General features: G+C 63.3%; 17 protein-coding genes. 16 read left to right on the forward strand and 1 reads right to left on the reverse strand.

Annotated features, from left to right (window positions below; genetic code table 11):
• Positions 1-127 precede the first annotated feature (127 nt).
• Complete coding sequence (locus ACVWW6_RS24360) at positions 128-2155, forward strand: ABC transporter ATP-binding protein (protein ID WP_110116374.1); 2028 nt, start codon at positions 128-130, stop codon at positions 2153-2155.
• Here ACVWW6_RS24360 and ACVWW6_RS24365 read toward each other — a convergent pair.
• Positions 2074-3321 (reverse strand): FAD-dependent oxidoreductase, encoded by a 1248-nt coding sequence (locus ACVWW6_RS24365; protein ID WP_456681496.1) that lies wholly within the window; start codon positions 3319-3321, stop codon positions 2074-2076. The genes ACVWW6_RS24360 and ACVWW6_RS24365 overlap by 82 nt on opposite strands.
• A gap of 670 nt (positions 3322-3991) precedes the next feature.
• On the opposite strand from ACVWW6_RS24365, the gene rpsL reads away from it, so the two are divergent.
• From rpsL to rpsQ, 15 genes are all read left to right on the forward strand, one after another.
• Positions 3992-4363: a 30S ribosomal protein S12 gene (gene rpsL / locus ACVWW6_RS24370; RefSeq protein ID WP_007603006.1), complete on the forward strand. Its 372-nt coding sequence runs from the start codon at positions 3992-3994 to the stop codon at positions 4361-4363.
• 15 nt (positions 4364-4378) lie between these two features.
• Complete coding sequence (rpsG, locus tag ACVWW6_RS24375; protein ID WP_011088154.1) at positions 4379-4849, forward strand: 30S ribosomal protein S7; 471 nt, start codon at positions 4379-4381, stop codon at positions 4847-4849.
• A gap of 33 nt (positions 4850-4882) precedes the next feature.
• Positions 4883-6955 (forward strand): elongation factor G, encoded by a 2073-nt coding sequence (fusA, locus tag ACVWW6_RS24380; protein ID WP_011088153.1) that lies wholly within the window; start codon positions 4883-4885, stop codon positions 6953-6955.
• Positions 6956-6995: 40 nt separating this feature from the next.
• Complete coding sequence (tuf, locus tag ACVWW6_RS24385) at positions 6996-8186, forward strand: elongation factor Tu (protein ID WP_011088152.1); 1191 nt, start codon at positions 6996-6998, stop codon at positions 8184-8186.
• Positions 8187-8267: 81 nt separating this feature from the next.
• Positions 8268-8576 carry a 30S ribosomal protein S10 gene (gene rpsJ, locus ACVWW6_RS24390; protein WP_002712302.1) on the forward strand — a complete coding sequence of 103 codons (309 nt, stop codon included), beginning with the start codon at positions 8268-8270 and terminating at the stop codon, positions 8574-8576.
• A 52-nt stretch (positions 8577-8628) separates the two neighbouring features.
• Positions 8629-9345 carry a 50S ribosomal protein L3 gene (gene rplC / locus ACVWW6_RS24395; RefSeq protein WP_456681497.1) on the forward strand — a complete coding sequence of 239 codons (717 nt, stop codon included), beginning with the start codon at positions 8629-8631 and terminating at the stop codon, positions 9343-9345.
• Between the two features lies 1 nt (position 9346).
• Positions 9347-9967 (forward strand): 50S ribosomal protein L4, encoded by a 621-nt coding sequence (rplD, locus tag ACVWW6_RS24400; RefSeq protein WP_011088150.1) that lies wholly within the window; start codon positions 9347-9349, stop codon positions 9965-9967.
• The gene (locus ACVWW6_RS24405) at positions 9964-10266 is read left to right on the forward strand and encodes a 50S ribosomal protein L23 (RefSeq protein ID WP_011088149.1); all 303 of its coding nucleotides are present in this window, start codon (positions 9964-9966) and stop codon (positions 10264-10266) included. The genes rplD and ACVWW6_RS24405 overlap by 4 nt, the downstream gene beginning before the upstream one ends.
• A gap of 12 nt (positions 10267-10278) precedes the next feature.
• Positions 10279-11112, forward strand: a complete 834-nt coding sequence (rplB, locus tag ACVWW6_RS24410) for a 50S ribosomal protein L2 (RefSeq protein ID WP_011088148.1) — start codon at positions 10279-10281, stop codon at positions 11110-11112.
• Positions 11113-11124: 12 nt separating this feature from the next.
• A complete protein-coding gene (gene rpsS / locus ACVWW6_RS24415; protein ID WP_008136357.1) occupies positions 11125-11403 on the forward strand; it encodes a 30S ribosomal protein S19 in 279 nt (92 codons plus the stop codon).
• Positions 11404-11413: 10 nt separating this feature from the next.
• Positions 11414-11803, forward strand: coding sequence for a 50S ribosomal protein L22 (rplV, locus tag ACVWW6_RS24420; protein WP_011088147.1), 390 nt, complete (start codon positions 11414-11416; stop codon positions 11801-11803).
• Between the two features lie 18 nt (positions 11804-11821).
• Complete coding sequence (gene rpsC, locus ACVWW6_RS24425; RefSeq protein ID WP_011088146.1) at positions 11822-12547, forward strand: 30S ribosomal protein S3; 726 nt, start codon at positions 11822-11824, stop codon at positions 12545-12547.
• Between the two features lie 30 nt (positions 12548-12577).
• Positions 12578-12991 carry a 50S ribosomal protein L16 gene (rplP, locus tag ACVWW6_RS24430; RefSeq protein WP_008549252.1) on the forward strand — a complete coding sequence of 138 codons (414 nt, stop codon included), beginning with the start codon at positions 12578-12580 and terminating at the stop codon, positions 12989-12991.
• A 5-nt stretch (positions 12992-12996) separates the two neighbouring features.
• On the forward strand, positions 12997-13203 hold the full coding sequence (gene rpmC, locus ACVWW6_RS24435; protein ID WP_011088144.1) for a 50S ribosomal protein L29: 207 nt from the start codon (positions 12997-12999) through the stop codon (positions 13201-13203).
• A 13-nt stretch (positions 13204-13216) separates the two neighbouring features.
• Positions 13217-13465 (forward strand): 30S ribosomal protein S17, encoded by a 249-nt coding sequence (gene rpsQ, locus ACVWW6_RS24440; RefSeq protein ID WP_011088143.1) that lies wholly within the window; start codon positions 13217-13219, stop codon positions 13463-13465.
• Positions 13466-13504 lie beyond the last annotated feature (39 nt).

The following is a 13504-nucleotide window of genomic DNA, read 5'->3' on the forward strand; positions in this document are numbered from 1 at the left end:
CGATCGGACCGGATTCGCCAATTGCTTTGCCGAATTCATTCTGATCGCATAGAATCAGTGCAATAGCGGTTGCCGCTATTTCCTGCTTTCTCTGCGGTCATGCCGGCCGTCAGCATCCGTTGGTTTCATGGCGTCCAAGCCTCCTTCTCCCGACAAACAGAAGCCCCCCGTGGAAGAGGCGGCCGAGCTCGACAAGCTTGCCCCCACCGCCAAGCCGGACCTCGAAGACGACGAGGACGACGAAGGCGAGGAGGATGACGAGCTGGAGCTCGATGACGACGACGAGGACGAGGACCTCGTCGTCTTTACCGCGCGCGAGGCCGCCGGCGCGCTCGCCACCATCCTGGGTTTCGTCAAGCCCTATCTGGCCAACTACAAGCGGATGCTGTCGTTCGTGGCGTTCGGCGTCGTCGTCGAGACGCTGTTCAACGTCATCATGCCGCTCAGCCTGAAGTTCTTGATCGACGACGCGCTCGGCGAGGAGGATTTCCAGGCGCTGTACAAGATCCTCGGCGTGCTCGCGGCCGCCGGCATCTTCACCTCGATCGTGGCGGTCTGGTATGAGCGCTGGGATGCGCGGCTCGCGGCCTGCATCATCTCCGACGTCCGCAAGCACCTGTTCGAGCACGTCCAAGACCTGCCGGCGGCCTATTTCGGCCGCACCAAGCGCGGCGAGATCCTGTCGCGCTTTTCCGTCGACCTCGCTGCCTTCGAGGGCTCGGTCAAGACCTTCGCCAACAGCGCGGCGCTGCCGTTCCTGGAGTTGTTCGCCGGCATCATCCTGATGGTGTTCCTGAACTGGCAGCTCGCGGTGGTCGCGCTCCTGGTGTTTCCGATCACGCTGATCGGGCCGCGCATGCTCACGCCGAAGGCGGTGCAGGCCAATTACGAGCAGAAGCTCAATGAATCCGCGCTGCTCGGCATGGTGCAGGAGAACGTGGCGGCGCAGGCCGTGATCAAGGCGTTCAGCCTGCAACGCCGGATGTTCGGCTTCTTTACCTTCCGCAACGACGAAACCCGCAACAGGATCGCCTCAGCCGCGTTCCTGTCGACCATGGTGGAGCGGACGGTCACCATCTCGGTGCTGCTCCTGCATCTCGTTGTGCTGGCAATCGGTGCGTATCTGGCGACCAAGGGCCAGATCACCATCGGCACCTTCGTCACCTTCGAGAGCGCGTTCTGGGAGGTCTCCTACAACATCGCCCATGTGATGCATTTCATCCCGGTGTCGATCTCCTCGGCCGCCGCGATCCGGCACATCCAGGAGCTGCTCGACGAGCCGACGCGCGGGGCCGATCGTGCCGGCGCGCCCGATCTGCCGCGCATTACCCACGACATCACCTTCGACCGCGTCACCTTCCAGTACGAAGGCAGCCAGACGCCGGTGCTGGACAATCTCAGCCTCAAGCTCAATGTCGGCAAGAGCATCGCCATCGTCGGCCCCTCGGGCTCCGGCAAGAGCACGCTGCTCAACCTGATCCTGCGGCTCTACGTGCCCGACGAGGGGCGCGTCACCATCGACGGCGTCGACGTCCGCAAGGTGACGCTGGATTCGCTACGCCGGAGCATGGCGGTAGTGTTCCAGGAGAACATGCTGTTCAACATGTCGATCCGCGAGAACATCCGGCTCGGCAAGGAGGGCGCGACCGACGCGGAGGTGGAGGAGGCGGCCAAGAAGGCCGAGATCCATCGCTACATCATGAGCCTGCCGCAACGCTACGACACGCCGGTCGGCGAGCGCGGCGATACTCTGTCGGGCGGCCAGCGCCAGCGCATCGCGATCGCGCGCGCGATCATCCGCAACCCGTCCGTGCTGCTGCTGGACGAAGCCACCTCGGCGCTCGACCAGACCACGGAGGCCGCGATCAACCGCACGCTGCTCAAGGTCGCCAAGGGCCGCACCATGATCTGGTCGACCCACCGCCTGACCTCGGTGGTCGAGATGGACGAGATCATCGTGATTTCAGGGGGCAGGGCGATCGAGCGCGGGTCGCATGCCGAGCTGCTCGCCAGGAACGGTACCTATCGCAAGCTGTGGAACGACCAGATCCACCAGCCGCATGGCGCTGTGGCTCAGGCCGACGACGACAGCGACGATGACGAGGATGAAGACGACCTCGAGGGTGATGAGGACGAGGACGACGAGGAGGAGTGACCGAGGAAGTTCGGCTCCAGATGGAACGCTCCTCCAAGCGGCCGCAGCAGCCCTTGAGCCGACCAGGCGATGAAGCGCGCCCAGCGCTGCGCCGTCCAGTAAGGGCTCGTCGCGATCGAGACTGAGCGGAAGTCGAACGCCTTCGCCGCCGACCATTGATCGCAAGCTTGCTTGACCGGATCGGCGTAGAAGCCGGCGATCTTGGCCGCATTCATCCCGTCGGAGGAAAGCCACTGCGGGATGTAGACGTTGCAGAGCCGCTCGACGTCGGTGAAGACCTTGTCGCAGCCGGTGCCGGCGACGGGGCACGAGGTCGCGAAGGCATCCCCGACCAGCACGATTCCCGGCTGGCCGCGAGGGTCGTTCACGTAGAGATCGACCGGACGGACCTTCAGCTCACCGGGGATGTCGAACGCGCCGGTGATGCGCTTGAGCCGGGGCAGGGTGGCGTCCAGCGTCTCAGCGGGTGCACGGCGCAGCTCGCGCAGCCAGGGATCGTCGAAGCTTCGGTAGACGAACAGATTGGCGCGCATCCGCGTGCCGACCGGAAACAGCGAGATGTAGGGGGTGCGGTCGCTCGGCCGCTCCGAGAAATAGGTCAGCGCCGGGAAGTCGAACGAATTCCGACCTGCCGGCATCACGTCGAACCCGATCGAGATCGAATGGCAGGCGCTGACGACCTTGCGGGCGATGCCGAGCTGGTGGCGCAGGCCGACGTTCAGGCCGTTGGCGAGCACGACCAGGCGGGCCGAGATCGTCTCGCCGTTGGCGAGCGTGATCCTCTGCCGCTCCGGACTGGTCTCGACCGCCAGGGCCTTGGCGCAGACGCGCTCGACGGTGGCGGGGATTTCGTCGCGGACGGCGTTGACCAGCGAATCGTAGAGGATGTTGAACTGCCGGCTCGGCGCCTTGTCGAGCAGGCGGCCGAATCGGGCGATCCAGTTCTCGCCGGCAAAGGTCGCGCGGCGCAGCACTGATTCTGCGATTCCGGTCTTCAGGAATCGCTCGACTTGCACGTGACCGCTGAGTTTTTCGACTCGAAAGTCCGCCGGATAGCTCTCATGCGGATCGATCAGCACCGTCGAAATGCCGGCGCGGCCGAGCATTGCGGCGGCGGTTGAGCCGGACAATCCCCCGCCGATAATGGCAATGTCGGTGTACCGCATGGCGCCAATCCCCGCCGAAGGCGGCAGTTTGACGCATCAACAGGAAAAAAGCCTTAGCGCGGGTTATAAAAGTATATTTCACCCGGGCAAAAATAGATCTAGGGCTAGCGGAATGGGCTCGTCGTTCCCACATCGTGGAAGCGCGGTGAGGGCGGCAAACGGGCGAATTCCATAGGCGCGAGAAGCGCTTTGTGACTGTCGTTTCGCCTTGACTTGATCGATTCCCACTTATAGAAAGCGCCTCACTTAACGACAGGCGGTGAGCATCGCCAACGTCGGAACGGGCCACCCGTTGATCCCTCAGGGGTCGTTGAAGACGGGCACCAACCTCGACGAATGCCGCTCAAACGCTGTCGATCATAGCTAGGCAATGCCAGTGCGATTCTAGTTCTCTTGAGCTTGTTCTCTTGAGATCGAATTCGGATGCATGACCTCGGTGCACGGGCCACAGCTTTACGCTGATTGACCCGGAACTGCGGTCCTCTGTGGCGTCGTAACGCTTTCCGCTCGGTGATGGAGCGGTTGGCGCAATTTCGCTTTGTGCGGATTGTTCCGCGGAAGGCGGGCCCATCGAGCGGGTGGCTCGAAACGAATTTGCGGTTCCGGCAACGGGCCGCGGCAAGACAGCGGACCCGGAAGGGGCCGCGGCAGAACAAAGGGTAAGGCCAGGATGCCGACGATCAACCAGCTGATCGCTCAACCGCGGGAAGTGCAGAAGTCGCGCAAGAAGGTGCCGGCGCTGCAGCAGTCGCCTCAGAAGCGTGGTGTTTGCACCCGCGTCTACACCACGACCCCGAAGAAGCCGAACTCGGCGCTTCGTAAGGTTGCCAAGGTGCGCCTGACCAACGGCTTCGAGGTGATCGGCTACATCCCCGGCGAGGGCCATAACCTCCAGGAGCACTCGGTGGTCATGATCCGCGGCGGCCGCGTCAAGGATTTGCCCGGCGTGCGCTACCACATCCTCCGCGGCGTTCTGGATACCCAGGGCGTCAAGAACCGTAAGCAGCGCCGTTCGAAGTACGGCGCCAAGCGTCCGAAGTAAGCGGGAACCACGTCCATGTCTCGTCGCCACTCAGCGGAAAAGCGCGAAGTTCTCCCGGATCCGAAGTTCGGGAACATCGTGATCACGAAGTTCATGAACTCGGTGATGTACGCCGGCAAGAAGTCGGTGGCCGAAGGCATCGTCTACGGTGCACTCGGCATCATCGAAACCAAGACCAAGCAGAACCCGCTCGGCGTGTTCGAGCAGGCGCTCGAGAACGTCATGCCGACGATCGAGGTTCGCTCCCGCCGCGTCGGCGGTGCGACCTACCAGGTTCCGGTCGAGGTTCGTTCGACCCGCCGGCAGGCCCTGGGCATTCGCTGGCTGATCTCGGCCGCGCGCGAGCGCAACGAGAAGACGATGACCGAGCGGCTCTCGGCGGAGCTCTTGGACGCATCGAATAACCGGGGGAACGCCGTCAAGAAGCGTGAAGACGTGCACCGGATGGCGGAAGCCAACCGCGCCTTCTCGCACTATCGCTGGTAACGGCGACACACTCGGACTCGCAAGGAACGACCTATGCCCCGCCAACATGCCATCGAGGACTACCGTAATTTCGGTATCATGGCGCATATCGACGCCGGCAAGACCACGACGACCGAGCGCATCCTCTATTACACCGGCAAGAGCCACAAGATCGGCGAAGTGCACGAAGGTGCCGCGACGATGGACTGGATGGAGCAGGAGCAGGAGCGTGGCATCACGATCACCTCGGCTGCGACCACCGCCTTCTGGGCCGGTAAGCGCCTGAACATCATCGACACTCCCGGCCACGTCGACTTCACCATCGAAGTCGAGCGTTCGCTGCGCGTGCTCGACGGCGCCGTCTGCGTGCTGGACTCGAACCAGGGCGTCGAGCCCCAGACCGAGACCGTCTGGCGCCAGGGCGACAAGTACAAGGTTCCGCGCATCGTCTTCGCCAACAAGATGGACAAGACCGGCGCCGATTTCTTCAAGTGTCTGGCCGACATCGTTGACCGCCTCGGCGCCAAGCCGATCGCGATTCAGCTTCCGATCGGTGCCGAGAACAACTTCAAGGGTCTCGTCGACCTCGTGAAGATGAAGGGCATCGTCTGGAACGATGAATCGCTCGGCGCGAAGTTCGACTATGTCGACATTCCGGAAGACCTCGTCGAGCAGGCCAAGGAATATCGCGAGAAGATGGTGGAAGCCGCCGTCGAGCTCGACGACGATGCGCTCGCCGCTTTCCTCGACGGCAACGAGCCGGACGAAGCGACGCTGAAGCGGCTGATCCGCAAGGCGGTGCTGACCGGCGCGTTCTATCCCGTGCTGTGCGGTTCGGCCTTCAAGAACAAGGGCGTGCAGCCGCTGCTCGACGCCGTCGTCGACTACCTGCCGTCGCCGATCGACGTGCCCGCGATCAAGGGCACCGACGACCGCGGCAACGAGGTCGTGCGCAAGGCCGACGACAAGGAGCCGCTCGCGCTGCTCGCGTTCAAGATCATGGACGACCCGTTCGTCGGCACCATCACCTTCTGCCGCATCTACTCCGGCGTTCTCCAGAGCGGCACCGGCGTCGTGAACTCGACCCGCGAGAAGAAGGAGCGCATCGGGCGCATGCTGCTGATGCATGCGAACAACCGCGAAGACATCAAGGAAGCCTATGCCGGCGACATCGTCGCCCTGGCCGGCCTGAAGGAAGCGCGCACCGGTGACACGCTGTGCGATCCCGACAAGCAGGTGATCCTGGAGAAGATGGAATTCCCCGAGCCGGTCATCGAGATCGCGATCGAGCCGAAGTCCAAGGCCGACCAGGAGAAGCTGGGCGTGGCGCTAGCCAAGCTCGCGGCGGAGGATCCGTCCTTCCGCGTGTCGACCGACCAGGAGTCCGGCCAGACCATCCTCAAGGGCATGGGCGAACTCCATCTCGACATCAAGGTCGACATCCTCAAGCGCACCTACAAGGTCGACGCCAACATCGGCGCGCCGCAGGTTGCGTTCCGTGAGCGCGTCACCAAGAAGGCCGAGGTCAAGTACACCCACAAGAAGCAGACCGGCGGTACCGGTCAGTTCGCGGAAGTGTCGATCGTGGTCGAGCCGAACGAGCCCGGCAAGGGCTACGAGTTCGAGTCCAAGATCGTCGGCGGTGCGGTTCCGAAGGAATACATCCCCGGCGTCGAAAAGGGCCTCAACAGCGTGATGAGCTCTGGTGTCGTCGCGGGCTTCCCCGTGGTCGACGTCAAGGTTCAGCTCGTCGACGGCAAGTACCACGACGTCGACTCGTCGGCGCTCGCCTTCGAAATCGCATCGCGCGCGGCATTCCGCGAAGCCTTGCAGAAGGGCAAGTCCGTGCTGCTCGAGCCGATCATGAAGGTCGAAGTGGTGACCCCGGAAGACTATACCGGCTCGGTCATCGGCGACCTGAATTCCCGGCGCGGTCAGATCCAGGGTCAAGACATGCGCGGCAACGCCAACGTCATCAACGCGATGGTGCCGCTCATGAACATGTTCGGTTACGTGAATAACCTGCGCTCGATGAGCCAGGGGCGCGCAACCTTCACCATGCAGTTCGATCACTACGCAGAAGCGCCGGCCAACGTGTCGGCAGAAGTCCAAAAGAAGTTTGCCTGATTGTCGTCGGTCTCAAGCTGACGATTGAACGGAGAGTCAAATGGCCAAAGCAAAGTTTGAACGTAACAAGCCGCACTGCAACATCGGCACCATCGGTCACGTCGACCATGGCAAGACGTCGCTGACCGCGGCGATCACCAAGATCCTCGCCGAGACCGGCGGTGCAACGTTCACCGCGTACGACCAGATCGACAAGGCGCCGGAAGAGAAGGCGCGCGGCATCACGATCTCGACCGCGCACGTCGAGTACGAGACCAAGAACCGCCACTACGCCCACGTCGACTGCCCCGGCCACGCCGACTACGTGAAGAACATGATCACCGGCGCCGCCCAGATGGACGGTGCGATCCTGGTCGTGTCGGCCGCTGACGGCCCGATGCCGCAGACCCGCGAGCACATCCTGCTCGCCCGCCAGGTCGGCGTGCCCGCGCTCGTCGTGTTCCTCAACAAGTGCGACATGGTCGACGATCCGGAGCTGCTCGAGCTCGTCGAGCTCGAAGTCCGCGAGCTGCTCTCGAAGTACGAATTCCCGGGCGACAAGATCCCGATCATCAAGGGCTCGGCGCTCGCCGCTCTCGAAGATTCGGACAAGAAGCTCGGCCACGACGCCATCCTCGAACTGATGCGCAACGTCGACGAGTACATCCCGCAGCCGGAGCGTCCGATCGACCAGCCGTTCCTGATGCCGGTTGAAGACGTGTTCTCGATCTCGGGCCGCGGCACCGTGGTGACCGGCCGTGTCGAGCGCGGCATCGTCAAGGTCGGCGAGGAAATCGAGATCGTCGGTCTGCGTGCGACCCAGAAGACCACCGTCACCGGCGTCGAAATGTTCCGCAAGCTGCTCGATCAGGGCCAGGCCGGCGACAACATCGGCGCTCTGCTCCGCGGCACCAAGCGCGAGGACGTCGAGCGCGGCCAGGTGCTGGCGAAGCCGGGTTCGGTCAAGCCGCACACCAAGTTCAAGGCTGAGGCCTACATCCTCACCAAGGAAGAGGGCGGTCGCCACACCCCGTTCTTCACCAACTACCGTCCGCAGTTCTATTTCCGCACCACCGACGTGACCGGTGTCGTGCATCTGCCGGAAGGTACCGAGATGGTGATGCCGGGCGACAACATCGCGATGGAAGTGCACCTGATCGTGCCGATCGCGATGGAAGAGAAGCTCCGCTTCGCGATCCGCGAGGGCGGTCGTACCGTCGGCGCCGGCGTCGTCGCCTCGATCATCGAGTAATACGAGAATAGGGATCGGCGAGTAGCGAATGGTGACATTCGCTATTCGCTATTCGCCACCCACTGAAGAGAGACCACGGCAATGAACGGCCAAAACATTCGTATCCGTCTCAAGGCGTTCGACCATCGTATCCTCGATACGTCGACCCGCGAGATCGTGAACACGGCGAAGCGCACCGGCGCGCAGGTCCGCGGACCCATTCCGCTGCCCACCCGCATCGAGAAGTTCACCGTCAACCGTTCGCCCCACGTCGACAAGAAGAGCCGCGAACAGTTCGAGATGCGCACTCACAAGCGCCTGCTCGACATCGTCGATCCGACCCCGCAGACCGTCGATGCTTTGATGAAGCTCGATCTGGCCGCCGGTGTCGACGTCGAGATCAAGCTCTAAGATTTTTGGATCCCGTTCGCGTAAGCGGACAGAAAGAACAGGAAGCAAGCCGATGCGCTCCGGAGTGATCGCACAAAAGGTCGGGATGACGCGGGTCTTCACGGAGGCCGGCGAACATATCCCCGTGACCGTGCTGAAGCTCGGCAATTGCCAGGTCGTAGGCCACCGTACCGAAGAGAGGAACGGTTACGTCGCGCTCCAGCTCGGTTCTGGCAGCCGCAAGACCGTTTACATGCCCAAGGCGGAGCGCGGCCAGTTCGCGGTCGCCAAGGTCGAGCCGAAGCGCCGGGTCGAGGAATTCCGCGTCACCGCGGATGCCATGATCCCGGTCGGCGCCGAGATCCAGGCCGATCATTTCGTCGTCGGCCAGTTCGTCGACGTCACCGGCACCTCGGTCGGTAAGGGCTTCGCCGGCGGCATGAAGCGCTGGAACTTCGGCGGTCTGCGCGCCACGCACGGTGTGTCGATCTCGCACCGTTCGATCGGTTCGACCGGTGGTCGTCAGGATCCCGGCAAGACCTGGAAGAACAAGAAGATGCCCGGCCACATGGGTGTCGACCGCATCACCACGCTCAATCTTCGAGTCGTTCAGCTCGACGTCGAGCGCGGCCTGATCCTCGTCGAAGGCGCCGTTCCCGGCTCCAAGGGCGGCTGGATCCGCGTGCGCGACGCCGTCAAGAAGCCGCTGCCGAAGGAAGCTCCGAAGCCCGGCAAGTTCAAGGTTGCGGGCGGCGAAGCCGAGGCTGCGGCCCAGCAGGAGGGTGCGTGAGATGGAATTGAAGGTCACCACCCTCGAAGGTAAGGAAGCCGGCTCGGTCCAGCTTTCCGACGCCATTTTCGGTCTCGAGCCGCGCCAGGACATCATTGCGCGTTGCGTGCAGTGGCAGCTCAACAAGCGCCAGGCCGGCACCCACAAGGCCAAGGGCCGCGCCGAGATCTGGCGCACCGGCAAGAAGATGTACAAGCAGAAGGGCACCGGCGGTGCTCGTCACGGCTCGGCCCGCGTGCCGCAGTTCCGTGGCGGTGGCCGCGCCTTCGGTCCGGTGGTGCGTTCGCACGCCACCGACCTGCCGAAGAAGGTCCGCGCGCTGGCTCTCAAGCATGCGCTGTCGGCCAAGGCCAAGGACGGTGATCTGCTGGTGATCGACAAGGCCGCGCTGGAAGCCGCCAAGACCAAGGCGCTGCTCGGTCACTTCTCGGGTCTGGGCTTGACCAACGCGCTGATCATCGACGGCGCCGAGCTCAATAACGGCTTTGCCGCCGCGGCTCGCAACATCCCGAACATGGACGTGCTGCCGATCCAGGGCATCAACGTCTATGACATCCTGCGCCGTCAGAAGCTCGTTCTGACCAAGGCCGCCATCGATGCGCTGGAGGCGCGCTTCAAATGACGAAGAACATTGAGCCTCGCCACTACGACGTGATCGTTGCTCCGGTCGTCACCGAAAAGGCGACGCTGGCGTCCGAGCACAACAAGGTCCTGTTCAAGGTGGCCGCGAAGGCGACTAAGCCGCAGATCAAGGAAGCGATCGAGAAGCTGTTCGACGTCAAGGTCAAGAGCGTCAACACGCTGGTCCGCAAGGGCAAGACCAAGGTCTTCCGCGGCAACCTCGGTTCGCAGTCGAACACCAAGCGCGCGATCGTGACCCTCGAAGAGGGCCACCGGATCGACGTAACCACCGGTCTGTAAGGTCGTACGACGATGGCACTGAAGACATTCAATCCCACGACGCCGGGCCAGCGCCAGCTGGTCATGGTCGATCGTTCGGCCCTGTACAAGGGCAAGCCGGTCAAGGCCCTCACCGAAGGCAAGCATTCCTCCGGCGGTCGCAACAACACCGGTCGCATCACCGTGCGCTTCCGCGGCGGCGGTCACAAGCAGACCCTGCGCATCGTCGACTTCAAGCGCGACAAGGTCGATGCGCCCGCGACCGTCGAGCGGTTGGAATACGATCCGAACCGCACTGCGTTCATCGCACTGGTCAAGTACGAAGACGGCACCCAGGCCTATATCCTGGCGCCGCAGCGCCTTGCGGTCGGCGATTCCGTGGTGGCTGGCAACTATGTCGACGTGAAGCCGGGTAACGTCATGCCGCTCGGCAACATGCCGGTCGGCACGATCATCCACAACATCGAGGTCAAGATCGGGAAGGGCGGCCAGCTCGCCCGTTCCGCGGGCACCTACGCCCAGCTCGTCGGTCGCGACCAGGACTACGTCATCATCCGCCTGAACTCGGGTGAGCAGCGCCTGGTGCACGGCCGTTGCCGCGGCACGATCGGCGCGGTGTCGAACCCGGATCACATGAACACCTCGATCGGCAAGGCCGGCCGCAACCGTTGGCTGGGTCGCAAGCCGCACAACCGCGGTGTTTCGATGAACCCGATCGACCATCCGCACGGCGGTGGTGAAGGTCGTACCTCGGGCGGTCGCCACCCGGTTACTCCGTGGGGCAAGCCGACCAAGGGCAAGAAGACCCGCTCCAACAAGTCGACCAACAAATTCATTCTCCTAAGCCGCCACAAGCGGAAGAAGTAAGGAACGCCGGACATGGTTCGTTCAGTCTGGAAAGGCCCGTTCGTCGAGGGTTCTCTGCTCAAGAAGGCAGATGCCGCGCGCGCGTCCGGCCGTCACGACGTCATCAAGATCTGGAGCCGTCGTTCGACGATCCTGCCGCAGTTCGTCGGTCTGACCTTCGGCGTCTACAACGGTCAGAAGCACGTGCCGGTGGCCGTCAACGAGGAAATGGTCGGTCACAAGTTCGGCGAGTTCTCGCCGACCCGGACCTTCCATGGCCACTCCGGTGACAAGAAAGCCAAGAAGGCTTGAGGATTAAACGATGAGCAAACCTAAGCGCGAACGGAGCCTCGCCGAGAACGAGGCCAAGGCGGTCGCCCGGATGCTGCGGGTGAGCCCGCAGAAGCTCAACCTGGTCGCCCAGCTCATTCGCGGCCGGAAGGCGGCTGCTGCGCTCGCCGACCTGCAGTTTTCGCGCAAGCGGATCGCGGTTGACGTGAAGAAGTGCCTGGAATCGGCTATCGCCAATGCCGAGAACAACCACGACCTCGATGTTGACGATCTCGTCGTGGCGCAGGCTTTCGTCGGCAACGGCCTCGTGATGAAGCGCTTTGCCGCCCGCGGCCGTGGCCGCTCGGGCCGTGTCTACAAACCATTTTCGCAGCTGACGATCATTGTTCGTCAGGTCGAAGCCGAAGCAGCAGCGGCTTAAGGGTCGCAGGAGAAAACGATGGGTCAAAAGATCAATCCGATCGGTCTGCGTCTCGGCATCAACCGGACCTGGGATTCCCGCTGGTTCGCCGGCAAGCAGGAATACGGCAAGCTGCTGCACGAGGACGTCAAGATCCGTGAGATCCTGCACAAGGAGCTCAAGCAGGCGGCCGTCGCCCGCATCGTGATCGAGCGTCCGCACAAGAAGTGCCGCGTCACCATCCACTCGGCCCGTCCGGGCGTGGTGATCGGCAAGAAGGGCGCCGACATCGACAAGCTGCGTAAGCGGGTCGCGGACATCACTTCGTCCGACGTCGTCATCAACATCGTCGAGATCCGCAAGCCGGAGCTCGATGCGACGCTGGTGGCCGAGTCGATCGCGCAGCAGCTGGAGCGCCGCGTGGCGTTCCGCCGTGCCATGAAGCGCGCCGTGCAGTCGGCGATGCGTCTCGGCGCGGAAGGCATCCGCATCAACTGCTCGGGACGTCTGGGCGGTGCGGAAATCGCGCGCATGGAGTGGTACCGCGAAGGTCGCGTGCCGCTGCACACGCTGCGCGCCGACATCGACTACGGCGTTGCGACCGCGTTCACGACCTTCGGCACCTGCGGCGTCAAGGTCTGGATCTTCAAGGGCGAGATCCTCGAGCACGATCCGATGGCCCAGGACAAGAGAATGGCCGAAGGCGAGACCGGCGGCGGTGGTGATCGTGGTGGCCGTCAGCGCCGCGACAACGCTGCGGTCTGAGCCAGCACAGGAATTTGAGGGCTTAAAGCCATGATGCAACCTAAGAAAACGAAGTTCCGGAAGGCGCATAAGGGCCGCATCCACGGCGTTGCGTCTTCGGGCGCGACGTTGGCGTTCGGCCAGTACGGCCTGAAGGCGACCGAGCCTGAGCGCGTCACCGCGCGCCAGATCGAAGCCGCTCGCCGCGCGCTGACCCGTCACATGAAGCGCGCCGGCCGCGTCTGGATCCGCGTGTTCCCCGACCTTCCGGTGTCGAAGAAGCCGGCCGAAGTCCGCATGGGTTCCGGCAAGGGTTCGCCTGAACTGTGGGTGGCGCGCGTCAAGCCGGGCCGGGTGCTGTTCGAGATCGACGGCGTCAACACCCAGACGGCGCGTGAGGCGCTGACCCTGGCGGCCGCCAAGCTGCCGATCAAGACGCGCTTCGTCGAGCGCATTGCGGAGTAATGGCCATGGCCCAGATGAAGATCGAAGACATCCGCGCGATGAGCCCCGACCAGCAGGATGACGCCATCCTGAACCTGAAGAAGGAGCGCTTCAACCTGCGCTTCCAGCGCGCCACCGGGCAGCTCGAGAACACCTCGCGCCTGCGCGAGGCTCGCCGCGACATCGCCCGGATCAAGACCGTCGCCGCGCAGACGCGCGCGAAGAAGAAGTAAGAGGCTTACGAAGATGCCGAAACGTACTTTGCAGGGCGTGGTCGTCAGCGACAAGACAGCCAAGACGGTCGTTGTGCGCGTCGATCGCCGCTTCACGCACCCGATCTACAAGAAGACGATCCGCCGTTCGAAGAACTACCACGCGCACGACGAGAACAACGAGTTCAAGCCGGGCGACATGGTTTGGATCGAGGAATCGAAGCCGATTTCGAAGTTGAAGCGCTGGGTCGTGATCCGGGGCGAACACAAGAAAAGCGCCTGATCTGTTGGCTTTAGCCGACTGTCTTCAGGGAAATGTTGA

The sequence above is a fragment of the Bradyrhizobium sp. USDA 3311 genome, from assembly GCF_054062495.1.